Origin of the sequence: Roseovarius sp. THAF9, assembly GCF_009363715.1 — a bacterium.
GTDB lineage: Bacteria > Pseudomonadota > Alphaproteobacteria > Rhodobacterales > Rhodobacteraceae > Roseovarius.
Genome location: NZ_CP045404.1, coordinates 1,333,585 through 1,359,014 on the forward strand (window position 1 = coordinate 1,333,585; position 25,430 = coordinate 1,359,014).

Here is a 25,430-nt window from a genome sequence, read left to right on the forward strand (position 1 = left end):
CGATGAACAAAGATGTGCAGCCGGCCAGCGACATGTTGTCAAGGACGGCGACAAGCCATCGCACTGTCGAAGAGCGCATTGAAAAGAGATTGGATGTCTTGCGAGAATGGGCGCGCGACGGTCTGCCCCATGACAAGGCTGTGCCAAAAAGCTTGCGCGCTGCTCGCCTCTGGGCAGATGGTGACCTGGGCATCGAACCCATAAACTCGCCCAACGACTTCACAACTACTCACCGAAGCTACGGCACTCGGGTGCGGGATATTTCGATCTTGCTGACTGAGATCAGAAAGAAATCGAGCCGCACTTCGTGCACCACGACGGGCCAAGCGCCAAAACCTGTTAGTAAGTTCGACAGAAAGGATTTCGATCGGCAGCTCGAAGCCGCTGTATCACAGTGGCACACAGAGCGTGAACAGCGATTGCGGGAAGCGAAGCGAGCTGACAGCGCTGAAGCACGCAGCGTGGTCTTGCTCGAGGAGAATGCTCAAAAGGATGAACTCATCGCTGACCTTCGCCGTCAACTGGCAGCCGTAAAAAGGTTTCGGGTGATGGAATGAAAATTGAATGCACCACTGATGTGATTGCACGCTGCGGTAAGTGTTTATGTCATCCATGCTTTCCGCAGATTAGCTACAATAACGCTGAAAAGTATTATTTCGGACTTCCGAAACATCCATTGAACTATGTATCGCAGGGCAATTGGGGGGTGGGTTCGTTTGCCTAATACCGATCCCACTCGTGGCCTGATCGTCAGCACAAGCACAGCTTGTCGCATCGCTGGACGTTCGTGGGAAGGTATACCGACGATCGTATGGCCCGATGGCATAGACCTTGCCGCTTCAGATTGGCTCCGCGCTTTGGTTGTGGAACAGGGCGTCGCAATTAGCAGTGCGTTCGAATATGCGAAAGTGCTCCGACCTTTTCTTCGATTTTGCCGTAGCCGTAGCAGGAATTGGGAGACCGTCGATGATGAGTTTCTGATCATCTGGCGCGAGTTTCAGCGTCGAACTCGGAAAGCTTCCACGAAGCGAGTCAACGCATCTCTAAAAACAGTTTTTGCGTTCTACCGGTGGGCAGAGGAGACCAAGAGGATACGCTTTCGCGTGGGTATATATACTCCAGACGAACTGCCTCGTGCAATGAACCACACGACCTTCCCGATCTCGGCTAAGAAACACGGCTCGAAGGATCGAAACGGTCGTGTATTCGGAAGCTGGACAACGCCGCTGACGCTGAGTGATACCGTTGGTGGGGGTCATTACCGTCACACGCCGTCAGAGCGTGAGATTCGCGAATTGCATGAGGTGGCCGCAGAACGGGTTCATGGGGTGCGAGATTCGCTCATGCTATCGTGGGCCGAGGAAGTCGGAGCGCGGCGTGCGGAATTCATGCGCATTCGAAAGTCGCATTTGCCGTCAACTGATCAGCTTAGTGGGTTGATTGAGCGTGATGAGAGGTGGTCGATTCTAATTGAGCGAAAGGGCGGCAGGACTAAGCCACTATACGTCTTACCAGATCTAATCATCCGGACCATGGACTACATTCAATTTGAGCGACGCGAAGTGGTGCTTGATTTACAGAAACGCATCGTAGGATATCGGGAACCAGACGAGTTATTTTTGTCGGGTAAAACGGGTCTGCCGTTGCACCTGGACAGCGTCACGTCAATTGGCGGAAAGATATTCGCCAGAGCAGGTGTGGAGAAAGCCAACATCCATCGGCTTCGAGCTCGGCATGCCGTGAGGACTATCGAAACGTTGGTTGATGCAATTTTCAACGGTGCCGAGATCGGGGCGGAGTCCAGTTGGGTCGAGACAATCCTTACCAAGGCCGCCGAAGAATTGGGACATACCAACTCTCGGTCGCTTCGGCCTTACCTCACGTATGTGCTAAACCGACGTATCCAGTCATCTGACGCAAGCAAAGCGGAGAGGCTGGCCTCCCGAATTCGTCAATTAAGCCTGCATGAAGAGAGCTTGATACGCCGACTGAAACACCAAACGGATCTACAAAGATTGTCGGAGCACATCCAGTCAGGAAGGGACGCGGAAGCGGCAACCATGTTGAAAATGCTAACCGAGCAATTTAAGTGAAATCCATTGTGCCGGGCTTTCGTCGGCAGCACGGCGGCAACACAGGTTTCAAAGTGACCTGCTCCCCTTGGAGTCCGCACTTATCAGTTAGCTCTGTTCGGGGTTTGGTCCTCGCTTGACCGTTGGTGATACTCCCACGGGGTGAGCCCGTCGAGGCTCGAATGTGGGCGGTGGTGATTGTAGTCGTCGCGCCATGCCGCGATCATGCGGCAGGGATGGCGTAGAGACGGGAACAGGTGTTCGTTGAGGCACTCCTCGCGCATCCGCCCGTTGAAGCTCTCCACCAGGCCGTTTTGCATTGGCTTGCCTGGCGCGATGTGATGCCAATCGACCTTGCGGTCCTCCTACCATTTCAGCATCGCATTCGAGGTCAGCTCGGTGCTGTAGCACGTCGGGAGGAAGCGCTATTTTAGGTTATGGCCACGCGCGCAGCCCCTAAATAGCGCAGGGGGTGGCCATAACCGGGTCTCAGGTCTCAACAGTGGTTTTGCATACCAAGTCGACTCGCACATCAAAGAGGTGCGGGTGCTCGGGATCGGATGACGGAGCGAAAGCTTTTGTTCCAATCGAGGGTTGCGCGGAAAAGGAATGCGAAGGTGCATTTTTTCTGGCTGCCTTGCCCTCAGCAGCCATGCGCTCTGGCGCTTGTGGCAGAAGGCGAACCCGGTATTTCGCGTCCTATCTTCTGAAGCCGGTGAACCTTCCGCGATGTGTTCGTGTTTCGACTACGAGCGCTCCATCCTCGATCCCCGCCCGGCGGATCGGCGCCTTTGTCAGAGCAATGCCCAAAAGTCGGCCCGCCTCCGTTAACACCCGAACACCCTTGTTCTCCACCAGCAAGACCAAGCCCTCGTCGACCAGCAGGTCGCATTTGGTCGTGCAGTCCTGCAGCCCCACAAGGCGGTCTCCCTCGAGCACGTAAAGCCGGGTGAATGTCTGGATGTAAAGGTAGCGATCCGTCTCCAAGATCCGGATCGGCGCGGTGCCCACATCGTAGAGAGCGATCGGCTTGCCGGAACCATCGATACGCAGGACCCGCCCATGGGAGGTTCCCAGCGACACCGTGTCGCCACGGCCAGAGAAAGCCGCAGTCTGTAGGCGGTCAGGTCCGCCGCCGGTCATAAAAGTCACGGTGGCGGAGAACGTCAGCAAATCCTCGGCGCTTTTCTTGCCCTGCAGATCATCGTGGTTGGCCGCGGTGAGCGCCTCGTAAGCCGCGTTAACCGCCTTCATCCGAGCTTCGTTGCCTGGGTTGAGGTCCGGGTGCAGCTGACGCACCAGACCGCGGTATTTCTGCCGGATCTCATCCGGCGTTACCGGCAACGCAAGCTCAAGTTCCTTGAGCGCCTCCTCGATTTCTGCGGCGGTTCCCGTATGCCCGCCCATGCCGCCCACTTCGAAGGTATGATGGTAAGTCTCCACGGGACGCTCAGGCATACGGACGCCCCACAGGCGTGTTCCGTGCCGATCGATGCACCATGCTTCATCCACATGCGTATAAAGGTATCTGTCCCGGCTGGGGCTGAGCGCGATGCAGTTTATCGCCAAGTGGGGTTCCCCCCAAAAAATACCTCCGTCCCCGTCAAGATCGAGACGACGGCGCCCCGCTGCGACTTCGGGAGTGGCGGAAAGGTCTGTCTCGAAATCGACATTTAGGTCCGCGCCATAGACGGTCAGAATATTCATCTTGGACCGCGTCGCGAAACCTTGGCCTTCGGGATGGACATCGAGCGCATAGATCGGGCGCTCCAGTCGTTCGATTATCGGGTTGCTGCCCTGCTCGGAGATGAACATCGCCGCGCCTGGTGCACCGAGGCTTGCCTCGGACTTTGCGAGGTCATCGAAGGAGAGGACGCCGCCACGCGTGGTGAAGTGCTTTCGAAAGGCAGGGTCCGGACGATCCGCGGGCGCAATAGCCTCTACAGTGAGTTTTTGCCACGCGCCGTCGGCATCCTCGAATGCTTCAGAGGTCGCAGGCAGCGCAACCTGGCTGGCCCAGGCATCGGGAGACGGTGGCAGCGGCACCAAGGTCAACTTATCGAGGTCGAGCTCGATCGGTTTACTCGGCTTGGCTTTGGCCTGGTGAGACCCAGGGCGCGTCGGCTCAATGTAGACTGCCGAAGCGTCCTTGGCGCTCATCTCGACGCCCTCCAAATAGAGGGCGTAGGTCTTTCCGCTCTTGGCGCGGCTGATTTCGCCAGCCTTCTCCAGCCACGAGATCAAGTTACTGACAAGGCGCCCGTCCTCGGCGCCCACTTCCGACTTCATCATATTCTGCAGAATGCCGGGCTTCGTCGCGACGGCTTTTCGAATGGCCTCGAAGAGGTCGATGGCGGCGAGATGCTTCTCGGCATCAGCGCGGTATTCCTCGAGATGATCGAACTCCAATACCAGGTCATGCAGCATCTCCAGTCCCTTCCGGTCTCCGGTCAAGGCCAGCATGGTGCCGCCCTGAGTGAGCGCGGGCATGCTCAGGCTGAGCCTCTTACCGTTGCCCCTGGGATCTTCGAGCCACTTGCGAATGAGCGGAAGACTCTCGCGAGCCGCTGTAGCCGCATCCGCGTACCTGCGATTCGAAATACTCTCCTGCAATGCCTGCAATTGGCTGAAGTAGGCCTGCCCCGGCATCTCGTGGGACTGTGCCTCAACCCGCTCTCTCATTTCCCGTTCAAGGTTCTCGAAGCGGCTCCGGCGCTTACTGCTTGTGCCATCCTCGCTTGAGCCGACCGCCTCGCGGACCACAGGGAGACTCTTGTCGCGCCCCGCTACTTTCCCGCCACCGAAAATCTTTCTTAAAATGCCGAAAACCATGCCACCGCCTGCTGATAGTTTTGCCGTCGTGAAACACGACTTCCATGCTAACCCTATAGGGGGCTGCGCGAACACCTATATCTGACATCACCAGCGCCGCCTCTGCACGATTCCTAAGAACGGGGCCGGGACGTGTTTTTAGGCTCGGCAATCTCCAGATATCGTATTCCGTGATGCGACCGCTCGGCGGCAAACTTGTACCCGACCGGGTACGGTGTAAAATTGCGTTAAATGTCTGGAGTATGATCGCATGGTATCCCCGACCAGGCGCAAGACGTCTCTCAGCCTTGATGCCGAGGCGCTTGACCGCGCAAAAGATCTTGGGATCAACGTCTCCGCAGTCGCGGAGGCGGCACTGGTAAAGGCCCTCACCGCCGCGCGACGCGAGACGTGGCTGGCCGAGAACGCAGACGCGTTCGCGGCTCAGTCGGACTGGCACGCGCGCAACGGACACCCGCTGGCCGACATAGTTGCGGCGCCTGTGAACCTCCCTATCTGAACTGGTACGCCATTATGTTTAGGAAACGGAGGACAGGGAATGGCGAACAAGTGACACAAGCCAGAAGCATTAGTTCAGAAGCTGCGTCAGGTTGGCATTCTTGTCGGTCAAGCGCCTGGCGATGCCCTGCCGATCGTCTATCATCTCGCTGATGGCATGGCCGAGCTTTACTGGAAGCCTGGTGATCCATGTTCGCCAATATTAGACCGGGCTGAACAGTCTTGGTGGAAGCCCCAAACTTGGTCGGGAAATTCCTATTTCTTCTTGCCGCCGTCTTTATCGCCGGAGGGCTTCCAATTCGATGGTATCGGAAATGTCTGTATGATTTTCGCCAACTCAGTGATCCCCCGCGTATTCCAAATAATACCGCAGTCGGCGTCGATATGCCAGTACGGTAACTCTCTTCGCCCGCTCATCAGTTAAAGGTGTCGGCGAAAGCCCGTGCCTCACGAGCCTGGTAATGGTTCGAATTGCCGGCTCTATTGGGATCGGCAACAGCAGGACCATTGTCGGGCTCATCCGTCGGTCTGTTCGTCTGTTCGGACGATGCTACCGAGAGCATCAAGGTCTACCGCCGTGCCGCCCTTATGCAAATCGGCGAAGAACGCCTTTTCATCAGGACCGGGGTTCGACATCTTCTCCAGAAATGCCTCTGACCAGACCGCCTTTTCTTCAGCGGTCAAAGTGCCCGTTTCAAGATCTCCCGCAAGTACCCGCGAAACCTTGGTATGCTCAAACCTGCCGGATCTCTCGATGGCACGACCAATCCGCGACCAATGCATGATCTGTCCGGCAAGCGACCGGCTCTGGATCTCGGACACGGCTCGTGCCTCATCAATGAAATCATCATCGGCGAATTTTACAAACTGGGCGATTTGGCAACTCCCAAGCCAAACGATGGCGTTTGTCCAATCAAATGTCGAGTCACCATTATCGCGACGTATCATGATACCGCTTCAGTACAGAAAGCTTTGATTGTCGTGTTCGCACTCTTCTGGAATTGTCCACGAAACAACATCGGCACGGTAACGGTGACAATATATCCACCAGCGGCAATTCGATTGACAGAAAGCTGAAGATTGCATTTCACCGCAACTGAGCACCCTGAAGTGAAGTTTTCTTTTCAACATTTACCACGAGGGGCTGGGGCCTGAACCCCAGCCTTTGTCGGTAAATGTTGACGGGTTTCTCGTTGGTTAAAAACCAGAAACCAAGAGATCAATGGCTGCGACTATCTCGTCGCGCCAGGCCGATGCATCACTGATAACAGAACCGATTTGTGTGCCCGGAATGGCAACCAACTGCGACATGATTATGATGTGCGGGACGCCGTCCAAGTGAATGGGAATATGCAGTTTTGGAATCAGTGCGCCCCATTCGGAGCTAAGGAGGACCGGCGCGCAAAGAATATAGGGAGTCTCAATGCCGAGATCTGTCTGAACACGGCACACAATTTCGTTGCCATCGCGCATGCGATGGATGTTTCCTTGCATCATATCTTTCTCGCTTAAACCTTCCGGAACCGAGCGAGGCTGGGTCCGTTCTGCTCAAGATGAGAGCTTTCATCGGCGATGCCTTCTTTAGCGGACGCGATCCAGGCGGCACGGTCGCGCTCAGCCCTGGACCTTGCGATGCCAGCGTCGATCCAGTCCCGAACAACCTCGGCAATGGAATTGCCTGTGGCTTTCGCCTCCAATTCGAGGGCCGCCTTGCGATCCTCACCGATGTCACGAATATTCAGTGGTGAAGGCATGATAACCTCGCTTTCGCATTGTTGTGCACAGTGATACACATAACGCAACACAACATACAACACAAGTGCCGTTGGTCATGCACTTAGCGTCGGAAGAACTGACAACGCTGGCGTATGATCAACATTTGTCGCCAAGGGCTGGCCGGCTCACCGTGCCTTTCCCCTCGTCCAGTGCGCCGCCGCCGACGGCGTCTACGCCGGGCGACTGGTGGGCTGGGCGCAGGACAAGCCCATAACGCCCCAGAGCGGCATCTCGGTTGTCGTCCCAATAGCAGCCGCTCGTCGACCCCGCAGCGAACGACCACTCCCCGCCGCGATTTATCGGGTCGCCGCAAACGGCCCAGACTTGCCGTTGGCTTGATGGTCGAACGCTGCGATGCAGCTTCACGATATCGGCCATTCATCCCTCGCGCAGCATTTTCGAAGGGTGAAGGTCGGCGGAGCGGACAAAGGGTGCATTCGCTGCGGATGCGCAGATGGCTGCTTCAGGTTTGGCGCACCGATAGGACATTGCAGCAGGTCGCGCCGGTTAGTCCGTATAGCTTTGGCAGGCATCAACTCCGTTGGCTGTCGAGGCAAGTAGCTGATCTGCATCACGGATGAGATCGGCGACCCGCCTGTCCGCCAGACGATACCGAACGAAGCGGCCTTTGCTGCGGCGACTGACCAGCCCGCATTCCAGCAGACAGCGCAGATGGTTCGAGACGTTGGGCTGACCCAAACCCGTATGCCCGACGATTTCCTGCACGTTGCGTTCGTCCGACACCAGCGCATCGAGGATCGTCAGACGGCTGGGATCGCTTAGGCCCCGGAAGAGCTTTGCCCGCAGTTCCAGTGTATCGGGTGCCGAAAGATCGTCTTGAATGTTTTGCGCTGTCATATCATTATCCACTGATACGTTAGCAGCGTACCTTTTCGCCCGCCACCACAAAAAGGATCGCACATGAGCCAGCCCGATAACAGCAAGTTGGCGACAGCCTCCTCCCCGATCCGAATGCGGGTGCAAGGCATGGACTGCGCGAAAGATGCCGCCGAGATCGAGCGCGCGGCCCGGTCTGCGGGCGTGGCCGAAGGCGACGTGAAAGTGTCCGCCGCCACCCACATCATGACATTGCGGATCGCGGACGGCGATCTGCCGAAAGTGCGGCCCGCGCTCGACGCGACCGGCTACGGTTTCGAGAAGATCGAGGACGGCGATACATCGTCCGATCCGGCCTACAAGGACCCGAGCTATCGCCGCGCGCTCTGGATCGTGGTCGCGCTCAATCTCGGATACGGCGTGGTCGAAATGTTCGGCGGGTTCTTGTCCGGTTCGCAGGCGCTGAAGGCAGACGCGCTCGATTTTCTGGGCGATGGTGCGATCACGTTTCTGGGCCTGCTCGCCATCGGCTGGAGCCTGACATGGCGGGCGCGGTCGGCGATGATCCAAGGCGTGTTTCTGGGCCTTCTGGGCCTTGGCGTTGTCGGCAGCACGCTCTGGCGTGTCCTCAACCAGACCACGCCAGAAGCCGGGTTGATGGGAGCCTTCGCGGTAGGTGCGCTGATCGTAAACATCCTCGCGGTGCTGCCGCTGCTAAAGCACCGCAAGGGTGATGCCAATATGCGAGCCGTCTGGCTGTTCTCTCGCAACGACGCCATCGGCAACCTCGCCGTGGTCATCGCCGCCGGGCTGGTCGCGTGGCTTGGCAGTGCATGGCCCGACCTGATCGTCGCGTTCGCGATCGCGGGGCTTTTCCTGCATTCGTCGTGGATGATCATCCGCGATGCCCGGAGTGACTTGGTGGAAGCTGACTAACTCCATCATGGTGCGACGCGCCGGACGAAAGCCGACATTCGCGCGCCCCGCAGCATCGGTGAGTCTGGGCTCGAACCCGACTTGCGGCGGCGCAGCGAGCCGAGCACCTGGCGCGCCGCAACCACCGTCGCTCACGGCCCAAACCCGACCTTCACGGACTTTGCGGCGAAGGACCGGAAGTAGCCCTGTGTCCTTCGGATCGACCATTCGGTGTCTAATCGCCGCATCTGTGAAACACGAATAACGATGCAAGGCTTTGCTCCGCACATACACCTGAGATCTGGAAAAGCTCGGGCTTAGGTGCGATAGGAAGAACATGGCTACCTTGTCGCCCGAGGGTCTTTGAGATGGCAACGCACCGCTGCGCTTAGACGGAGCGATGCCAACACCAACGAAACATTTTTGGTCTATCGGAATGCGTTCCAAAATGAAAAAGCTTGGTATCCGGCAACGGCGCGAAACGCGTAGCGTCACAGACTTATCAAGTGACACCGAAGACGTGCTGAAACACGGAGCCGTCAAAATGCCTGCAGTCGAGCAAGATTGACCCGATCAAAAAAACTGGTAACGATTTCGAATGTCGTCTGCTCTGAGGATTGCTATTGGGCCTTTCGGGCGGGTCGCTCTGCTTGATATGGACCGGCCTCTGGTTAAGCACGCCCATGCGCAATGCCACGTCCTTCTGAAGGTCGAAGGTGTCGATACCGAGTTCGATGTGGGTGGGCGCCGCGTGATGTTGACCGACGAAAGCGCGGTTCTAATCAATGCGTGGGAGCATCACAGCTACGTCCACCGCACGGATCAACCGCCAACCATCATCCTCGCAATGTATATAGAACCGAGTTGGCTTGGCGCGTTTCGCGGCAATTGGGAGGCGAGCGCCGGACCGGACTTTTTTCCGCAGCCAGGCGGTGCCATCTCGCCGCAAATCCGGAGGCAGGTCGGTGAGACAGCAGAGGCGATGGTGCGGGCGCCCGGTGACGCCGCAACGCATGAGCGGCTGATCGGGCGGCTGATGATCTCCATTATCGAGCGGCTGGCCCCCTGGCGCGATGTGCAACCTTCGCTTCGGGCACAGGCCAAAGCGACGCGCATGCCCGACCGACGGATCGCACGGGCCTTGGTCCTTCTCCGCGAGGATCCGGCCAGCGTCGTCTCGATGGATTGGCTCGCCCGCGAATGCGGCCTGTCGCGTGCGCATTTCTTCCGGCTGTTCGAGGCGAATACAGGAATCTCGCCCCGGGTCTACCTGAACACCCAGCGGGTGGAGCGTGCGGTGCAGGCCGTGGCCAAGGAAACGCGCAGTTTCTCGGCCATCTCCAACGATCTTGGCTTCTCTGTCCCGGCGCATTTTTCGCGATTCTTCCACGACCATGCCGGCTCCTCGCCCAGCGTCTTCCGCAATGTCTCGACCCTGCGCGATACCATCTGATCCCGCTTTTTGAGACTCCTTGGTAAGGTCTGAGACCTGGCGGGATCGCAAGGCCAGCAGACCTGCGTCTAACGTCCTCTCCCAAGGGCTTGCTTATGCCAAGCCGGGAGGAGACATGAACGATACAGTTTCAGAGAAGCTGCTTGGCCGGTCCGCGCTGCGCGTCGAGGACCCGGCGCTGCTGTCCGGTCGCGGCTGCTATATCGACGACCTGCCGGTTGCCACGGGCACCTTGGCGCTGACCTTTGTCCGCTCGCCCCACGGCCATGCGGCGATCCGGTCAGTCGAAACTGTCAAGGCCGCGCAGGCGGCGGGCGTCGTTGCCGTGATCACCGGAGAAGATGTTGCGGCGCGCACCCGGTCGATGACCGTCGGCGTGAAAGCCGATGTCGAATGCTGGCCCATGGCGGTGGACCGCGTGCGGTATGTCGGCGAGCCGGTGGCGATGATCGTCGCGACCGACCGCTACCTTGCCGAGGATGCCGCGGATCTTGTCGAGGTCGACTACGATCCGCTTGATGCCGTCTTGGAGCCCGAGGCAGCGCTGGCCGCGGACGCACCGGTGCTGCATCCCAGCCTCGGCGGCAATCTCATCAACGAGCGCAGCTTCCGCTACGGCGATCCCGAGGCGGCCTTCGACGCCGCTCCGCACCGGATCGGCATCGACGTCACCTATCCGCGCAGTGCCTGCACGCCCATCGAGACTTACGGCGTCATCGCCAGCTACGAGGCCGGCGAGGATGCCTATGACGTCACCGCGAATTTCCAGGGACCCTTCTCGATCCATGCGGTGGTTGCCCGATCGCTGAACGTGCCGGGCAACCGGCTGCGGCTGCGTACGCCGCCCGATTCAGGCGGCTCCTTCGGGATCAAGCAGGGTGTTTTTCCTTACATGATCCTTGCGGCTATCGCTGCGCGAATTGCGGGCGCACCGGTCAAGTGGATCGAGGACCGCCTGGAGCATCTGTCGGCAAGCGTCTCGGCCACCAATCGTCAGACACGGATAGAGGCGGCGGTGGCGGCGGATGGACGGATCACCGCGCTCGACTGGGACCAGGTCGAGGATTGCGGCGCTCATCTGCGCGCGCCAGAGCCTGCCACGCTCTACCGGATGCACGGCAACATGACCGGTGCCTACGACATCCCGAACCTGGCGATCCGCAACCGCATCGTGCTGACCAACAAGACGCCGACGGGGCTCAATCGCGGCTTCGGCGGACCGCAGATCTATTTCGCGCTGGAGCGGTTGATGGAGACCATTGCGCGGCAGCTCGGGCTGGACCCGCTTGCGGTCATCCGCCGCAATCTCATCCCCGCCAAAGCCTTTCCCTACCGCACGGCCAGCGGTGCCCTTTACGATTCGGGCGACTACGCCACGGCGCTGGACCGCGCCGTCGCGGAAGGCGGGCTGGACGAGCTTTACGCCCGCCGCGACAAGGCCCGCGCCGAAGGCCGGCGCTATGGCATAGGCTTTGCCTGCGTGGTGGAGCCCTCGGTGTCGAACATGGGCTACATCACCACCGTCCTGACACCCGAAGAGCGCGCCAAGGCCGGGCCGAAGAACGGTGCGCAGGCCACGGCGACCATCTCCATCGACCCGCTCGGCTCGGTGACGGTCAAGGTCGCCTCGGTCCCCCAGGGCCAGGGCCACCGGACAGTTTTGGCTCAGGTCGTGGCTGACAAGTTCGGCCTGCCGATAGACGCGGTGCGCGTTCTGGCCGATGTGGACACGATGCGCGATAGCTGGTCTATCGCGTCGGGAAATTACGCGTCGCGCTTTGCCCCCGCCGTCGCTGGTGCGACCGAAATCGCGGCGGATCGATTGCGCAACAAGCTGGCAAAGGTCGCGGCCTCGCAGCTGAATATCCCGCCGGGCGACGTGACCTTCGAGGCGGGCCGCATCGGTGCCGCAGGCAATCCCGACAACAGCGTGTCCTTCGCACGGGTTGCCGCCACGGCGCATTGGGCGCCGGGCACGCTGCCCGATGGCTTGGACCAGACCATGCGCGAGACCGTCTACTGGACCCCGCCGCAGTTGGAGGCACCGACGCCGCAGGATGGGGTGAATTCCTCGCTCTGTCACGGGTTCATCTTCGATTTCTGTGGAATAGAAATCGACCCCGAAACAGCCGAGCCAAGGATCGACCGCTACGTGACCATGCACGATTGCGGACGGATCCTGCACCCGGCCATGGTCGATGGCCAGGTGCGGGGCGGCTTTGCCCAGGCGGTCGGCGCCGCGTTCCTCGAGGAATATTCATACGGTGCCGACGGTTCGTTCCAGTCGGGCACGCTCGCCGATTACCTGTTGCCCACGGTGATGGAGGTGCCCGAGCCGATCATCCTGCATCACGAAACACCGTCGCCGTTCACGCCGCTTGGGGCCAAGGGTGTGGGCGAGGGCAACTGCATGTCGACGCCAGTCTGCATCGCCAATGCGGTGGCCGACGCACTGGCCTCCGAGGAAGGCGCGCCCGACATCGTGTTGCCTGCGACGGCATCCAAGCTTGCGCCTCTGATCTTCGGCGCGGAGCCCGCGCCGAAAGAGCCTGTGCCCGAGACGAAAGCCGAGGCCACGGCAGGCGGCCGCAAGCTCACCGGCGAAGGCCGCGCCGTGGTGCAGGCCAGCCGCGAGGATGTCTGGCAGATGTTGCTCGACCCAGCGACGCTCGACGCGATCATCCCCGGCTCGCATGGCGTCCAGAAGGTCGGCAAGACGCGCTTCGAGGCGGATGTGACGCTTGGCGTCGGACCCGTGCGCGGGCGCTACAAGGCTCGTATCGACCTGTCAGACCTCGACCCGCCCAATGCGGTCACCCTTTCAGGGCAAGTCGTGGGCGCACTGGGTACGGGCGGCGGGCAAGGCCGCATCACGCTGACCGACACCGAAGGCGGCACCGAGATCGCCTATCGCTACGAGGCCGAGATCGGCGGCAAGGTCGCCTCGGTCGGCGGACGGCTTCTGGACGGCGCGGCGAAGGTCGTGATCGGCGAGTTTTTCCGCGCCCTGGCCCGCCATTGCGGCGGCGGCGCGCAGAGCGGCCCCATGGCCCGCCTGAGAAGTCTTCTCAATCGAGTCACCAAAGGAGGCAGGTCATGAAACCCGCCCCGTTCGATCTTGTCGCGGCGACGGAGATGAGTGAGGCTCTGGAAGCGCTGCATCAGGGCGGCACAGAGGCCCGCGTCATCGCCGGCGGCCAGTCGTTGGTGCCCATGCTGAACATGCGCCTCGCGCGTCCCGCAACGCTTGTCGACATCACCCGCATCCCCGAGCTGTCGCGGATCGAGACCAAGAGCGACCGTGTCACCCTTGGGGCCGCCGTGCGCCAGAGCACGCTGGAACGCTGGCCCGATCTTGCAGACCGCCTGCCGCTGGTGCATGCCGCGCTTCCCTGGGTGGGGCACATGCAGCTGCGCAATCGCGGCACGGTCTGCGGCTCCGTCGCCCATGCCGATCCCAGCGCCGAGTTGCCGCTGTGCCTGATCGCGCTCGGCGGCAGCGTGACCCTGCGCCGCCGCCGCAAGACGCGGACGGTCGCGGCGCAGAATTTCTTTCAGGGCATGATGTCCACAGACCTCGCCCCCGGAGAGATGATCGCCTCGGTCACCTTCCCGACCAGGCAGACGGGCACCGGCTACTCCTTCCGCGAGGTCGCCCGCCGCCATGGTGATTTTGCCATCGTCGCCTGCGCTGCGGTGGCCCGACCTGACGACACCGCCGCGCTGACCGTGGGCGGCGTCGCCGACACGCCACGCACACTCGAGCTGCCGGCAGACACAGCCGATCTCGACGACCGGCTGAACGAGTTCGCGTGGCACCTTCAGGCCCGCGACGACCTGCATGCCACCGCGCGCTATCGCCGCGACCTGGTCCGCAAGCTCGGCCGCGCAACCTTGAAGGAGGCTTCGTCATGCCGCGACTGACCCAAGACGAGACGCACGCGCTGCGCTTCACCCTGAACGGGCGGCCCGTATCGCTCCGCGTCTCCCCGCGCAAACTTCTGAGCGACGTGCTGCGCCACGAGATCGGCGCGACGGGCACCCATGTTGGTTGCGAACACGGCGTCTGCGGTGCCTGCACGGTGCAGGTGGACGGCGAGCCTGCCCGCGCGTGCCTGATGCTCGCCCAACAGGCCGAGGGCTGCGAGATCCGCACGGTCGAGGGTCTGGGCAAGAGCGATGCGCTGACCTCGCTGCAAGAGGCCTTCCGCGAACATTTCGCGCTGCAATGCGGCTTCTGCACGGCCGGCATTCTGATGACCCTCGACGCGCTGTTTTCGCGTCAACCGGACGCGGAGGAAGACGCGATCCGCGAGGCGCTCTCGGGCCACCTGTGCCGCTGCACCGGCTATGCGCCCATCGTTCAGGCGGCGCTGGCCGCCCGTAACCGCATCAAGGGAGGACCAATCGATGCTTGACCTCGGAACCAGCTTTATCGCGTCCGTCGAACGCGATCCCGGCGCGATGGCAATTGCCGAAGGCGACCGGACGATCACCTATTCCGACTGGTATTGCCGGATCAGCGCGCTTGTGGATGCGCTTGGCCAGATCGGACTTCGCAAGGGCGACATGCTGGTCACGGCGATGCAGAACCGGTGGGAGAATGCCTCGCTGCATTGGGCCTGCCAGATTGCCGGGATCGTCATCACGCCCGTGAATTGGCGCGTCACCGCCGATGAACTGGACCATGCGCTGCGCGACAGTGAGGCCCGCGTTCTGGTGCATGACGATGCCGCGTCCGAGGCCGTGGCCGGATCGGCCCTTGCGGCGGACCTCAACGTACTGCCGTTGGATGGCGATCAGGGCCTTGCCGCAATGCTGGCAGGCCGTGCCGCCGATGCGGCGCCGCAAGCCGGGGCCGACGATATGTCCGTCATGCTTTACACATCCGGCACGACCTCGAAGCCCAAAGGCGTGCCGCGCCGCCACCGGGCCGAACGGGCCGCGGCCATCGCCCATGTGGCGCAGAACATGTACGGGCATGGCGAGCGCACGCTGGGCGTGATGCCACTCTATCACACGATGGGGATCCGTTCGCTCCTGTCGGCCAGCGTGATCGGCGGTGCCTTCGTGTGCCTGCCGCGCTTCAACGTACCAGACGCGCTCGATGCGATCGAAAGACATGATGTCGACAATCTCTATCTGGTGCCGACGCTTTATCATGACATCGTACATCACGCGAGCTTCACACCGCACCGGGTGGCCAGCGTGCGCAAGCTCGGTTTTGCCGGGGCGTCCATGACAGACGGTCTTTTGCGGAAACTGGCAGAGGCTTTCCAGCCCGAGCTTTTCGTGAATCATTACGGCTCTTCCGAGATCTACACCTTTTCCATCTGCCAGGACGCTGCCGCCAAACCCGGATCAGCGGGCCGCGCTGCGATCAACCAGAGACTGCGCGTGGTTCCGCTGGGCACGACCGATGTCAGCCAGACCTGTGCACCCGGACAAGAAGGCGAAATCGTCGCCTCCATGCAGGGAGATGAAGCTTTCGAGGGCTACTGGAACCGCCCCGAAGCGGACAAGAAGGCTATTCGCGACGGCTGGTACTTCACCGGCGATTGCGGGCACTTCGACGAAGATGGCGATCTGTTCGTCACCGGCCGGGCCGATGACATGATCATCACCGGAGGCGAGAACGTATCACCCGTCGAGGTCGAAAGCTGCCTGTCGCTGCACCCCGCCGTGGCCGAGGTCGCCGTGGTCGGCCTGCCGGATGCACGCTGGGGCAAGGTCGTTACCGCCTTCGTCAAGCGCGGCGAAAAGGTCACCGAAGACGAACTCGACGCCCATTGCCGCGACTCCGACTTGTCTAATTTCCGCCGCCCGCGCCGCTACGTCTTCGTGCGCGAAATCCCGAAATCCCCTGTCGGCAAGCTCCTCCGCCGCCTGCTGGTTGCAGGCGAATACGAGGTCGAACCAGCCGAAACCACAACTGCGTAACTCCAGAGAAAGACATCCAGATGAAAGAAACTCCGATGACCGAGACGATGACCTTCACCGATCCGCGCCTCTCCAAGCTCGACGGTTTTCGCGTTCAGCTCGATGAAGCCAGCGAACGCGCGGACATCGTCCTCGCGCGGCCGCCCTACAACGTGATCTCGATGGGTGCCCGCGATCAGCTGCGCCTTGTCTTCGAGGCACTTGATGAAGATGACCGCGTGCGCATCATCGTCGTCTCCGCCGAGGGCGAGCATTTTTCCTCGGGCGGCAATATCAAAGGCTTCCTCGAGGCCAGTCCCGAGCATGTCTCGCACCTCGCCTGGAACGTCGCGGCCCCTGCACGCTGCTCTAAGCCGGTGATCGCGGCCAATCGCGGCTACGCTTTCGGCGTGGGGTTCGAGCTATCATTGGCCTGCGATTTCCGCATTGTGTCCGAGACCTGCCGCTATGCGCTGCCCGAGCAGAAGCTGGGCCAAATCCCGGGATCGGGTGGTTCCGCCCGGCTGCAGAAGATCGTCGGAGTGACACGGACGAAAGACATCGTCATGCGTTCAAAGCGCATCAAGGGCCAGCAGGCGCTTGACTGGGGCATCGCTACCGAATGCGTGCCAGATGGCGATCTCGAACAGGCGGTGACCGACCTCGTGAACGAACTCCGTGAATTTTCACCGATTGCGCAACGCACCGCAAAGAAGCTGCTGAACGATACCGACGACGCGCTTCTCAGCACCGCGATCGAGATGGAAGGGCTGAACTACAGCCGCTTGCGTCAATCGGAAGATTTCCGCGAGGGCGTCGAGGCTTTTCACGCCAAGCGCAAGCCCGAATTTACCGGCCGCTGAGACGGCTACGCAACCAAAATCAAGGGAGGGAAACCTAAATGGAACGGACGGAAAAGACAAACTGGATTGAGAAAGGACCGGGCTTCGGCGCAGGCCTTTCGGGCCTGCGCGACGCGCTGGGAATCAAAACGGCGAGCGCGGGACTGGTCGCGGCCATCTTCGGATGCTCAGGGCCTGCTCTGATCGTGATCGGTGCCGCCAATAATGGCGGTCTGACCGAAGGTCAGACCGTGGCCTGGCTTCTGGCGATCTACGGGCTCGGCGGGCTGATCAGCCTATTCATGGCGCTTTACTACAAGCTGCCTGTGACGGGGGCTTACTCAATCCCCGGGGCCGCGCTGGTCGCAGGTGCGCTTGGGACATTCCCGTTCGAACAGGCGGTCGGGGCATTCCTGATGGCGGGCGCGATGGTCTTCGTGCTGGGGATCACCGGGCTAATCGGCAAGGTGATGCGCTGGCTTCCGATGCCCATCGTGATGGCGATGATCGCGGGGGCGCTCATCCGTTTCGGTATCGGCGCGGTTACCTCAATCGAGAAACTGCCCATCGTGGTCGGTGCGGCGACCATCGCCTTCTTCCTGTCGATGCGGTTCCTGCGGGCCGTCCCGCCGGTGCTGACGGCGCTGGTCGTCGGCCTCGTGGCCGTAGCCCTAACCGGAGGCTTCCAGGGGGGCGAGGCGGCAATCAGCTTTGTCGCACCGGAATTCACCGCACCCGTCTTTACGGTCGACGCGTTCCTGGCCATCGCCGTGCCGCTGGCCGTGCTCGTGATTGGGGCCGAGAACGCGCAGGCCATCGGGGTACTCTACGCCGAGGGCTACCGTCCTCCGATCAACGCTATGACCGTGATCTCGGGCATCGGCGGCATGCTGGCCGGGTTCATCGGCGGGCATAACGCCAATATCGCGGGGCCCATGACCGCGATCTGTTCCTCCGATCAGGCAGGTGAGAATCCTGAAAGGCGCTATGCGGCCACGGTGCTTAACGGCGTGCTCTTCGCCGCCTTTGGGATATTCGCCGGGGTTGCGGTGCCGCTCATCATGGCGCTGCCAGGGCCCCTGATCGGCGCGGTGGCGGGCCTGGCGATGATCACTGTTCTACTGAGCGCATTCCAGTCCGCCTTCGACCGGAAAGCGGGCCACCAGATCGGAGCCTTCGTCGCCCTGATAGTGGCGATGTCGAACGTGTCGTTCCTAAGCATCAGCGCGCCCTTCTGGGCCTTGGTTGCGGGCGCCGCGGTATCTGTTCTGAACGAAGGGGTGGTCAGATCCCAGCCCGTGGCGAACTCGGCGTCCTGAAGGACAGTGCCAAGTCGCGCCAGCAATCAAACGGGGGGCGTCCGTCAAAACACGACGCCCCTCATGAACGTTGAATCTGCCGCCGCCGCAATCCCGTTGACTGGCGGGACGTCGACAAACATTAAGTTTCCATCATTGCGCTGGCGTTCAGGGATTTCGGTATGGTGGCGTGTCTCGCTCGCCATTTGTTTTGCCTTGAAATTCTCCCAGAGTTTCTCGATATTTTTGCATTTGCGATGAACAGACGCTTGCTGCCCTCATACCGGAGCTGCTTCGCAGCTTTAGCGCAAATCGAGCACTTGTTACGCATGGCAGGATTATGTCCTGACAGCCGACATTCATACCGTCCGCAGCGAAGGTCAACTCTCCGCCCTCCCTTTCGAGCGTGGCGAACGGCCCATTCCCGACCTTGAGCTTTCGAACAGGATACCGCAGGTGCAGCCCGGTTAGCGGACATTGGTTGCGAGATTTTTGGCCTTCCCCTTGGCGCGGAGCAAACAAATCGTAGGCAGAAATAGTCACAAGACTGCCTGTAAATTGCCAGCGTGTGTGTTTAGGAGCCGGGCCGTAGACGTTCTCAAAACCTAACGGATATCTCGATGCTGAAATCCCTAAACTCCGTAGCACTCCTCGCAATGATTTGCGTGTTCGGCGCTCCTTCACACGCGTATGCGACAACCCTCAGCGGAAAGCTTGTCCACGTCCGCGATGCAGACACCATCGAGATTGCAACGAGTCGTGGACGCATTGCCGTGAGGCTCAATGGAGTTGATGCCCCCGAATTAAACGAACGGGGCGGACAAGCCGGGAAGCGCTGGATGCAGAATGCCTACAGCAACGCTACCATCACATGCGAGTTCAACGGACAGAAGACCTATGACCGGTGGGTGGGCGTCTGCTGGGACAAGGCCGGCGTCGACCTTGGAGCAGCGGTGATAGCTGCCGGACATGCCAGGGACTGCCCTCGATACTCAGGCGGTAGGTACCGGAAATTTGAAACTGAAGCTTCGCGGGTCATACCTTCAAAACCGTATTGTCGTTAAACTGGTTAGCTTGGGCGGATTCCGGACCTTCGCTGCGATCTGTCCCAAGGTCGGCTTCGCAGCGTTCACAAAATTACAGGTAATAAAGCGCGCCCTACCTCTTCGAGGTCAGGGCGCGCCCTTCGCGACGAGGCCAGCTTACTCTTTCGGCATGAGCGCGCGGATGGCGTACATGCCGTCTTCGCCCTTTTGGAGCATCATCATCACCTCGTCGCCATCTTCCACACCGCCGATTTCGGCACCTTCCAGTACGGGCAGGTCCATGGTCATGGCAGGCCAGCCGATTTCGGCGATAGGCCCGTGGGTGATGTTCGCGGTGCCGTCACCGATGCTGTTGACCGTCGCTTCGGCATGGACGCCCGCCATACCTTCGTGGGACTCGTCATGCATACCTTCGTGCGACTCGGTGCTCATGCCCTCGTGCGAGGACATGTCGTGACCGGAATGCGAGTCGTCGCTGGCCAGGGCAAGTGCCGGGGCGGCTGCGGCGAAGGCGAGTGAAAGCAGGAATTGACGCATGTTGGTTCTCCTTTTGCGCATGTGGTGCCCGGTCATTCGCCGGGCTGGGGGGAGTGGAAGGGACGGACGGGCTGCAACATCTGCCGGTTGACCCGCCCCAGGGTGAAACGTTTCCAGATGACGAAGATCGACGGGATCACGAAGAGCGTCAGGATGGTCGCGGTGGCCATACCACCGATCATCGGCGCGGCGATGCGCTGCATCACCTCGGACCCGGTGCCGTCGCCATACATGATCGGGATGAGACCGGCGAAGATGGTCGCGACGGTCATCAGCTTGGGCCGCAGGCGCAAAAGAGCCCCCTCGAACACCGCCGTCTCGATGTCGTCGCGATTGACCTCGCGGTCCTGTTCTTTGGCGGCCAGAACTCGCCGGTCCCAGGCCAAGTTGAGGTAGAGCAGCATCACGATGGCCGTCTCAACCGCCACGCCGGCGAGAGCGATGAAGCCCACCAGCACGGCGACCGACACGGCGTAGCCGAGATAGAAGATCAGCCACACGCCCCCGGCCAGCGCCACGGGCAGCGCCAGCAGGATGATCGCCACTTCCGTCACCCGGTTGAAGGCCAGGAACAGCATCAGCGTGATAATCATCAGGGTCGCCGGCGCCACCAGGCCCAGACGTTCCTGCACGCGCTCGATATACTCGTACTGGCCAGACCAGGCGATGGAATAGCCCGGCGGCAGCTTGACATTGTCCGCCACCACCTGCTGTGCCTCGGCCACGTATGTGCCAAGGTCGCGCCCGGCAATGTCGATGAAGACAAAGCCGGTGCGCCGGGCGTTTTCGGACCGGATCATTCCGGGGCCGTCGACCAGCTTCACATCGGCCACGGCCCCCAGCGGGATATGCGCGCCCGAAGGCGTGACGATGGGCAGATCGTCCAGCCTGTCTGGGCTGTCTCGCCAGTCACGCGGATAGCGCAGGTTGATCGGGAAGCGTTCCAGCCCCTCAACGGATTCCGCGATGGTCTGCCCGCCGATGGCCGTCTGCACCACCTCTTGCACGTCCTCGATCGACAGGGCGTAGCGGGCTGCCGCCGCGCGGTCGATGTCGATCTCGATGAACCGACCGCCCACGGGTCGCTCGGCATAGGCCGAGGCGGTGCCGGGGATGTCTGCCACGGCCTGTTCGACCGCCACGGCAATCTCTTCGATCACGGTCAGGTCGGCGCCCGAGACCTTGACCCCCACGGGCGTCTTGACCCCGGTGGCCAGCATGTCGATCCGGTTCTTGATCGGCTGGATCCAGACATTGGTGACGCCGGGCACTTGCACGCGGGCGTCCAGTTCGTTGCGGATGTCGTCCATGCCGACACCCGGTCGCCACTCTTCCCGCGGTTTCAGCTGGATCGTCGTTTCGATCATGGTCAGCGGCGCGGGGTCGGTTGCCGTGTCGGCCCGGCCCAGCTTGCCATGCACGGTTTCCACCTCGGGCACCTGCGCGATCATCCGGTTGGTCTGTTGCAGCACCTCGCGCGCCTTGCCGATGGAGACACCGGGATAGAGCGACGGCATGTAAAGGAAATCACCCTCGTTCAGCTCCGGCATGAACTCGGTGCCCAGCCGTTGCAGCGGATGCGCCATCGAGGCCACGAGTGCGGCGGCCAGCAGGACCGTCGCCCAGGGCCAGGCCACGGCGGCATCGAGGAACGGGCGATAGATCCACTGGCAAGCCACGTTCAGCGGGTTACGCCGCTCGGCCACGATCTTACCCCTGATGAAGTAGCCCATCAGCACAGGCACCAGCGTGATCGACAGGATCGCGGCACCGGCCATCGCGTAGGTCTTGGTGAAGGCCAGTGGCTTGAAGAGCCGCCCTTCCTGCGATTCCAGCACGAAGACGGGCAGGAAGCTGATCGTGATGATTGCCAGCGAATAGAACAGCGCCGGCCCCACTTCGGCGGCCGCGTCGCGCGCGGCTTGCCATCGTTCCTCGGAGGACAGGCGCTTGCCCTCCATCTTTCGGTGCATCGCCTCGATCATCACCACGGCGGCATCCACCATGGCGCCGATGGCGATGGCGATCCCGCCCAGCGACATGATGTTGGCATTGACCCCCTGCAGGCGCATCACGGCAAAGGCGGCCAGCACGCCCAGCGGCAAAAAGAGCACGATCACCAGGGACGAGCGCAGATGCAGCAGGAAGGCACCGCAGACAAGGATGACGACGATGAATTCCTCGGTCAGCTTCTTTTGCAGGTTGTCGATGGCCCGTTCGATCACGCCCGAGCGGTCGTAGGTGGTGACAATCTCCACGCCCTCGGGCAGCGAGCCGCGCAGCTCGTCGATCTTGTCTTCGACCGCGTTGATCGTCGCCAGCGCGTTCTCGCCCCACCGCATGACGATCACCGCACCCACCGCGTCGCCCTCGCCGTTGAACTCGCCCACGCCGCGCCGCATCTGCGGCCCCAGCCGGATCTCGGCCACGTCCCCCAGCGTGACAGCCGCGCCCCGGTCGTTGACCATCAGGGGGATCTCGGACAGGTCCTCGATGCTGTCGACATAGCCGGTGGCGCGGACCATGTATTCGGCCTCGGCCATCTCAATCACGCTGCCGCCGCTTTCGCGGTTGGCCTCGCCGATGGCGGCGCGCAAGGTGGCCAGCGGGATGTCGAATGCGCGCAGCTTGTCGGGGTCGACGACCACCTGGTACTGCTTGACCATGCCGCCGATGGTGGCGACCTCGGAAACGCCCTCAATGGTCTGCAATTCGAATTTCAGGAACCAGTCCTGCAACGTGCGCAGCTGCGACAGGTCATGCCCACCGGTGCGGTCGACCAGCACGTATTGATAGATCCAGCCGACGCCGGTGGCATCGGGGCCAAGCTCCGGGTTCACTCCGGCAGGCAGGCGCGATTGCACCTGCGCAAGATACTCCAGCACCCGTGACCGGGCCCAGTAAAGATCGGTGCCATCCTCGAAGACGACATAGACATAGCTGTCGCCGAAAAAGGAAAAGCCGCGCACGTCCACCGCCCCCGGTACGGACAGCATGGCGGTGGTGATCGGATAGGTGACCTGGTCTTCGACCACCTGCGGGGCTTGACCGGCGTAGGGTGTCTTGATGATGACCTGTACGTCCGAAAGATCGGGAATCGCATCGACCGGCGTGCTGCGCAGCGCCCAGACCCCGGCGGCCCCAAGGAAGAGCGCCAGCACGATCACGATGAAGCGGTTGGCGATGGACCAGCGGATGATGGCGGGGATCATTGGCCCAGATCCACTGTGCCGGCGAGCGAAAGGGTCATGTCAGGCCCCTGCATCAGCAAAAGTCCGGTTTCTTGGCCGACAGGCAAGCCTGCCGGATCGAGATCCCCCGCGAGGGCGAAATCCATGGTCATCCCCGGCATCCCGATATCGGCGATCGGTCCATGGGTGATATTGGCCATGCCCGTCTCGGCGTCGACGCTATTGATCGTGCCGGTGACGGTCATCGGTTCGGGTTTGGCCTCTACTGCCGCCAACACCATCGTCAGGCCATCTGGCCGCAGGAAGGTCAGCGTCACCTCCTGCTCCAGGGGCAGATTCGCCGGGTCGAGCGTATCGGTCAGGGCAAAATCCATCGTCATGCCCGGCATGCCGATCTCGGCAATGGGTCCGTGCGCGATGGTTGCCATGCCGGTTTCGGCATCGATCGCCTCGATACGACCCTCGACGGTGATCGGCGGCGCGGCGTTCTCTTGCGGTCCGGCCTCCGCTATCTCGGGCGCTGGCTCGGCCTCTGCGCCCCCGGACCTTACGGCCACGATGACGGCCATGCCATCCTCTCCTGCGGACAGGTCAAACGAAACTGGCTCGCCCAGCGGGATCGCGGCGGTATCGACGCCCTGCACGTCCAGGTCCATCTTCATCGCGGGCCAGCCAAGCGCCGGGATCGGATCATGGCTGACGGTCAGCTTGCCCTCGGGCGTGACGGCATGAACCACGCCCTCGCCGGTGGCATCCACCCCGTCATCCCGCCCCAGGCGCGTCAGCGCAATCAGCCCGTCTGCCCCGCGCACCGCTTCGAATTCCACGTCCTGCCCCTCGGTCAGGTCCTCAAGGTAGACATCCGAGCGCAGGGCAAACTCGGTCTCCATCGCAGGCCAGCCCATTGCCTCGATCGGTGCGTGCGCGATCCGCGCGCGGCGCGTTTCAGGGTCCAGCGACAGCAGGACGCCCTTGCCGATGGCCGGTTCCGCATCGGTAGGGGCAAAACGCATCATCCCGGCGTTCAGGGCACTTTCGCTGTCGATCAGGAACTGGGCCGAGGCCACGACCTCGTCCCCCGGGGCCAGACCCTGCACAATCTCGGTGCGCCGTCCCTCGGCAAATCCGCCGCGCAATCCGGTCGTCACCAGCCGGGGGCGGAAACTGCCGTCGGCCAGGCGCAGGATCACGCGTTCGGCGCGGCCGGTGCGGATCACCGCCTCGGACGGCACGGTCAGGGCCTGTCGCGCCTCGTTCGGCACAAGCGCAACCTTGGCGAACATGTTGGGCCGCAATAGACCCTCTTTATTGTCGAACCGCAGACGCACCTGCAGCGTCCGCGTCTCGGCGTCGAGTTCCGGAAAGATATAGTCGATCTCGCCGGTAAAGACCTGCCCCGGCAGGTGATCGAACCGGGCCTCGGCGCGCATGTCGTCCGACAAGAGCGTCATGTCCCGCTCGAACACGTCCACCAGCAGCCAGACGGAGGAGGTATCGGCCAGCGACATCGCCCGTGTGTCGGGCCGCAGGTACATGCCATCGGCGGCGTCGAGCACGAAGACCACACCATCCTGGGGCGCATAGAACCGCACGCGCTGCGCCGGGCGTTCCGCCTGCGCCATCTCGTCGATCTGGCGGGCGCTGACACCGAAATTCATCAGCTTTGTCCGGGCGATTGCGATCTCGTCGGCATCGCCCGACCGTGTGGCCCGCAGCAGCTCAGAACTGCCGATGGTGATCTCGGGAGCGTAGAGCTCAAACAGCAGGTCGCCCTCGGAGACCTCGTCGCCCACGGCGCGCACTTCCAGCCGCTCGATCCATCCTTCGACGCGGGTATGGATATGGCTGGTTTCGTGCTCGTCGTAATCGACGAATCCCACCGTATCGATTCGGTGCGCTATATCCTCGACCCGCGCCACGGCGGTGCGCACCCCGATGGTGTTCACCTCGGCGGCCGACAGCGTCACCTCCTCGGGGTCGCCCGAGGGTTCCTGGCCCTCGTAGACAGGGACGAGGTCCATGCCCATCGGCGACTTGCCCGGGCCATCCTTGCGGAAATTCGGGTCCATCGGCGCGACCCAATAGAGGATCTTGTCACCATCATCGCCCGCATCCATCGTCTGGGTCATCCGCTCGCGCTCATACAGCACACCACCGGCGCCTCCAGCGGCGAGCGCCATGATCGCCAGCGCGAAATATCGTCCACGCATATCA

General features: G+C 61.7%; 19 protein-coding genes and 1 pseudogene. 11 read left to right on the forward strand and 9 right to left on the reverse strand.

Annotation, left to right across the window (positions count from 1 at the left end; genetic code table 11):
- Positions 1-2: 2 nt before the first annotated feature.
- Entirely contained in the window at positions 3-557 is a 555-nt protein-coding gene (locus FIU86_RS06595; RefSeq protein ID WP_152474352.1) for a hypothetical protein, read from the forward strand.
- A 582-nt stretch (positions 558-1,139) separates the two neighbouring features.
- Positions 1,140-2,093, forward strand: a complete 954-nt coding sequence (locus FIU86_RS06600; RefSeq protein ID WP_152474353.1) for a hypothetical protein — start codon at positions 1,140-1,142, stop codon at positions 2,091-2,093.
- 83 nt (positions 2,094-2,176) lie between these two features.
- Here the strand turns inward: FIU86_RS06600 and FIU86_RS06605 are convergent.
- Positions 2,177-2,473, reverse strand: a pseudogene (locus tag FIU86_RS06605) (transposase); the annotation flags it as partial.
- A 298-nt stretch (positions 2,474-2,771) separates the two neighbouring features.
- Positions 2,772-4,904, reverse strand: coding sequence for a J domain-containing protein (locus tag FIU86_RS06610; RefSeq protein WP_172977454.1), 2,133 nt, complete (start codon positions 4,902-4,904; stop codon positions 2,772-2,774).
- Between the two features lie 250 nt (positions 4,905-5,154).
- Here FIU86_RS06610 and FIU86_RS06615 point away from each other — a divergent pair, with 250 nt between their 5' ends.
- Complete coding sequence (locus FIU86_RS06615) at positions 5,155-5,403, forward strand: type II toxin-antitoxin system CcdA family antitoxin (protein ID WP_152474354.1); 249 nt, start codon at positions 5,155-5,157, stop codon at positions 5,401-5,403.
- 515 nt (positions 5,404-5,918) lie between these two features.
- On the opposite strand, the gene FIU86_RS06620 is transcribed toward FIU86_RS06615, so the two are convergent.
- The 4 genes from FIU86_RS06620 to FIU86_RS06635 form a co-directional block, all read right to left on the reverse strand.
- Entirely contained in the window at positions 5,919-6,350 is a 432-nt protein-coding gene (locus FIU86_RS06620; protein WP_152474355.1) for a hypothetical protein, read from the reverse strand.
- 249 nt (positions 6,351-6,599) lie between these two features.
- A complete protein-coding gene (locus FIU86_RS06625; RefSeq protein ID WP_152474356.1) occupies positions 6,600-6,875 on the reverse strand; it encodes a CcdB family protein in 276 nt (91 codons plus the stop codon).
- A 35-nt stretch (positions 6,876-6,910) separates the two neighbouring features.
- Positions 6,911-7,156 (reverse strand): hypothetical protein, encoded by a 246-nt coding sequence (locus tag FIU86_RS06630; RefSeq protein WP_152474357.1) that lies wholly within the window; start codon positions 7,154-7,156, stop codon positions 6,911-6,913.
- Between the two features lie 529 nt (positions 7,157-7,685).
- Positions 7,686-8,036, reverse strand: a complete 351-nt coding sequence (locus tag FIU86_RS06635) for a helix-turn-helix transcriptional regulator (RefSeq protein ID WP_007803330.1) — start codon at positions 8,034-8,036, stop codon at positions 7,686-7,688.
- A 63-nt stretch (positions 8,037-8,099) separates the two neighbouring features.
- Here FIU86_RS06635 and FIU86_RS06640 point away from each other — a divergent pair, with 63 nt between their 5' ends.
- The 8 genes from FIU86_RS06640 (at position 8,100) to FIU86_RS06675 (ending at position 18,463) form a co-directional block, all read left to right on the forward strand.
- Positions 8,100-8,951, forward strand: a complete 852-nt coding sequence (locus FIU86_RS06640) for a cation diffusion facilitator family transporter (protein ID WP_007803328.1) — start codon at positions 8,100-8,102, stop codon at positions 8,949-8,951.
- A 577-nt stretch (positions 8,952-9,528) separates the two neighbouring features.
- Positions 9,529-10,383, forward strand: coding sequence for an AraC family transcriptional regulator (locus FIU86_RS06645; protein ID WP_152474358.1), 855 nt, complete (start codon positions 9,529-9,531; stop codon positions 10,381-10,383).
- A 115-nt stretch (positions 10,384-10,498) separates the two neighbouring features.
- Complete coding sequence (locus FIU86_RS06650) at positions 10,499-13,483, forward strand: molybdopterin cofactor-binding domain-containing protein (protein WP_152474359.1); 2,985 nt, start codon at positions 10,499-10,501, stop codon at positions 13,481-13,483.
- Entirely contained in the window at positions 13,480-14,307 is an 828-nt protein-coding gene (locus FIU86_RS06655; protein WP_152474360.1) for a xanthine dehydrogenase family protein subunit M, read from the forward strand. Before FIU86_RS06650 ends, FIU86_RS06655 begins: the two co-directional genes overlap by 4 nt.
- Entirely contained in the window at positions 14,295-14,801 is a 507-nt protein-coding gene (locus FIU86_RS06660) for a (2Fe-2S)-binding protein (RefSeq protein WP_152474361.1), read from the forward strand. The genes FIU86_RS06655 and FIU86_RS06660 overlap by 13 nt, the downstream gene beginning before the upstream one ends.
- Positions 14,794-16,323 carry an AMP-binding protein gene (locus FIU86_RS06665; RefSeq protein ID WP_152474362.1) on the forward strand — a complete coding sequence of 510 codons (1,530 nt, stop codon included), beginning with the start codon at positions 14,794-14,796 and terminating at the stop codon, positions 16,321-16,323. Before FIU86_RS06660 ends, FIU86_RS06665 begins: the two co-directional genes overlap by 8 nt.
- A 20-nt stretch (positions 16,324-16,343) precedes the next feature.
- The gene (locus FIU86_RS06670; RefSeq protein ID WP_254703961.1) at positions 16,344-17,165 is read left to right on the forward strand and encodes an enoyl-CoA hydratase/isomerase family protein; all 822 of its coding nucleotides are present in this window, start codon (positions 16,344-16,346) and stop codon (positions 17,163-17,165) included.
- Between the two features lie 38 nt (positions 17,166-17,203).
- A complete protein-coding gene (locus tag FIU86_RS06675; protein ID WP_152474363.1) occupies positions 17,204-18,463 on the forward strand; it encodes a benzoate/H(+) symporter BenE family transporter in 1,260 nt (419 codons plus the stop codon).
- Between the two features lie 1,181 nt (positions 18,464-19,644).
- Here FIU86_RS06675 and FIU86_RS06685 read toward each other — a convergent pair.
- The 3 genes from FIU86_RS06685 to FIU86_RS06695 are packed head-to-tail and all read right to left on the reverse strand — an operon-like array spanning position 19,645 to position 25,426.
- Positions 19,645-20,025, reverse strand: a complete 381-nt coding sequence (locus tag FIU86_RS06685; protein WP_172977455.1) for a copper-binding protein — start codon at positions 20,023-20,025, stop codon at positions 19,645-19,647.
- 32 nt (positions 20,026-20,057) lie between these two features.
- On the reverse strand, positions 20,058-23,237 hold the full coding sequence (locus tag FIU86_RS06690; RefSeq protein ID WP_152474365.1) for an efflux RND transporter permease subunit: 3,180 nt from the start codon (positions 23,235-23,237) through the stop codon (positions 20,058-20,060).
- Positions 23,234-25,426 carry an efflux RND transporter periplasmic adaptor subunit gene (locus FIU86_RS06695; protein ID WP_152474366.1) on the reverse strand — a complete coding sequence of 731 codons (2,193 nt, stop codon included), beginning with the start codon at positions 25,424-25,426 and terminating at the stop codon, positions 23,234-23,236. Before FIU86_RS06695 ends, FIU86_RS06690 begins: the two co-directional genes overlap by 4 nt.
- Positions 25,427-25,430 lie beyond the last annotated feature (4 nt).

Coding starts and splice junctions, on each gene's coding strand:
- FIU86_RS06595 (WP_152474352.1), top strand. CDS start 3: ATGAACAAAGATGTGCAGCCGGCCAGCGACATGTTGTCAAGGACGGCG.
- FIU86_RS06600 (WP_152474353.1), top strand. CDS start 1,140: ATGAACCACACGACCTTCCCGATCTCGGCTAAGAAACACGGCTCGAAG.
- FIU86_RS06610 (WP_172977454.1), bottom strand. CDS start 4,904: ATGGTTTTCGGCATTTTAAGAAAGATTTTCGGTGGCGGGAAAGTAGCG.
- FIU86_RS06615 (WP_152474354.1), top strand. CDS start 5,155: ATGGTATCCCCGACCAGGCGCAAGACGTCTCTCAGCCTTGATGCCGAG.
- FIU86_RS06620 (WP_152474355.1), bottom strand. CDS start 6,350: ATGATACGTCGCGATAATGGTGACTCGACATTTGATTGGACAAACGCC.
- FIU86_RS06625 (WP_152474356.1), bottom strand. CDS start 6,875: ATGCGCGATGGCAACGAAATTGTGTGCCGTGTTCAGACAGATCTCGGC.
- FIU86_RS06630 (WP_152474357.1), bottom strand. CDS start 7,156: ATGCCTTCACCACTGAATATTCGTGACATCGGTGAGGATCGCAAGGCG.
- FIU86_RS06635 (WP_007803330.1), bottom strand. CDS start 8,036: ATGACAGCGCAAAACATTCAAGACGATCTTTCGGCACCCGATACACTG.
- FIU86_RS06640 (WP_007803328.1), top strand. CDS start 8,100: ATGAGCCAGCCCGATAACAGCAAGTTGGCGACAGCCTCCTCCCCGATC.
- FIU86_RS06645 (WP_152474358.1), top strand. CDS start 9,529: ATGTCGTCTGCTCTGAGGATTGCTATTGGGCCTTTCGGGCGGGTCGCT.
- FIU86_RS06650 (WP_152474359.1), top strand. CDS start 10,499: ATGAACGATACAGTTTCAGAGAAGCTGCTTGGCCGGTCCGCGCTGCGC.
- FIU86_RS06655 (WP_152474360.1), top strand. CDS start 13,480: ATGAAACCCGCCCCGTTCGATCTTGTCGCGGCGACGGAGATGAGTGAG.
- FIU86_RS06660 (WP_152474361.1), top strand. CDS start 14,295: ATGCCGCGACTGACCCAAGACGAGACGCACGCGCTGCGCTTCACCCTG.
- FIU86_RS06665 (WP_152474362.1), top strand. CDS start 14,794: ATGCTTGACCTCGGAACCAGCTTTATCGCGTCCGTCGAACGCGATCCC.
- FIU86_RS06670 (WP_254703961.1), top strand. CDS start 16,344: ATGAAAGAAACTCCGATGACCGAGACGATGACCTTCACCGATCCGCGC.
- FIU86_RS06675 (WP_152474363.1), top strand. CDS start 17,204: ATGGAACGGACGGAAAAGACAAACTGGATTGAGAAAGGACCGGGCTTC.
- FIU86_RS06685 (WP_172977455.1), bottom strand. CDS start 20,025: ATGCGTCAATTCCTGCTTTCACTCGCCTTCGCCGCAGCCGCCCCGGCA.
- FIU86_RS06690 (WP_152474365.1), bottom strand. CDS start 23,237: ATGATCCCCGCCATCATCCGCTGGTCCATCGCCAACCGCTTCATCGTG.
- FIU86_RS06695 (WP_152474366.1), bottom strand. CDS start 25,426: ATGCGTGGACGATATTTCGCGCTGGCGATCATGGCGCTCGCCGCTGGA.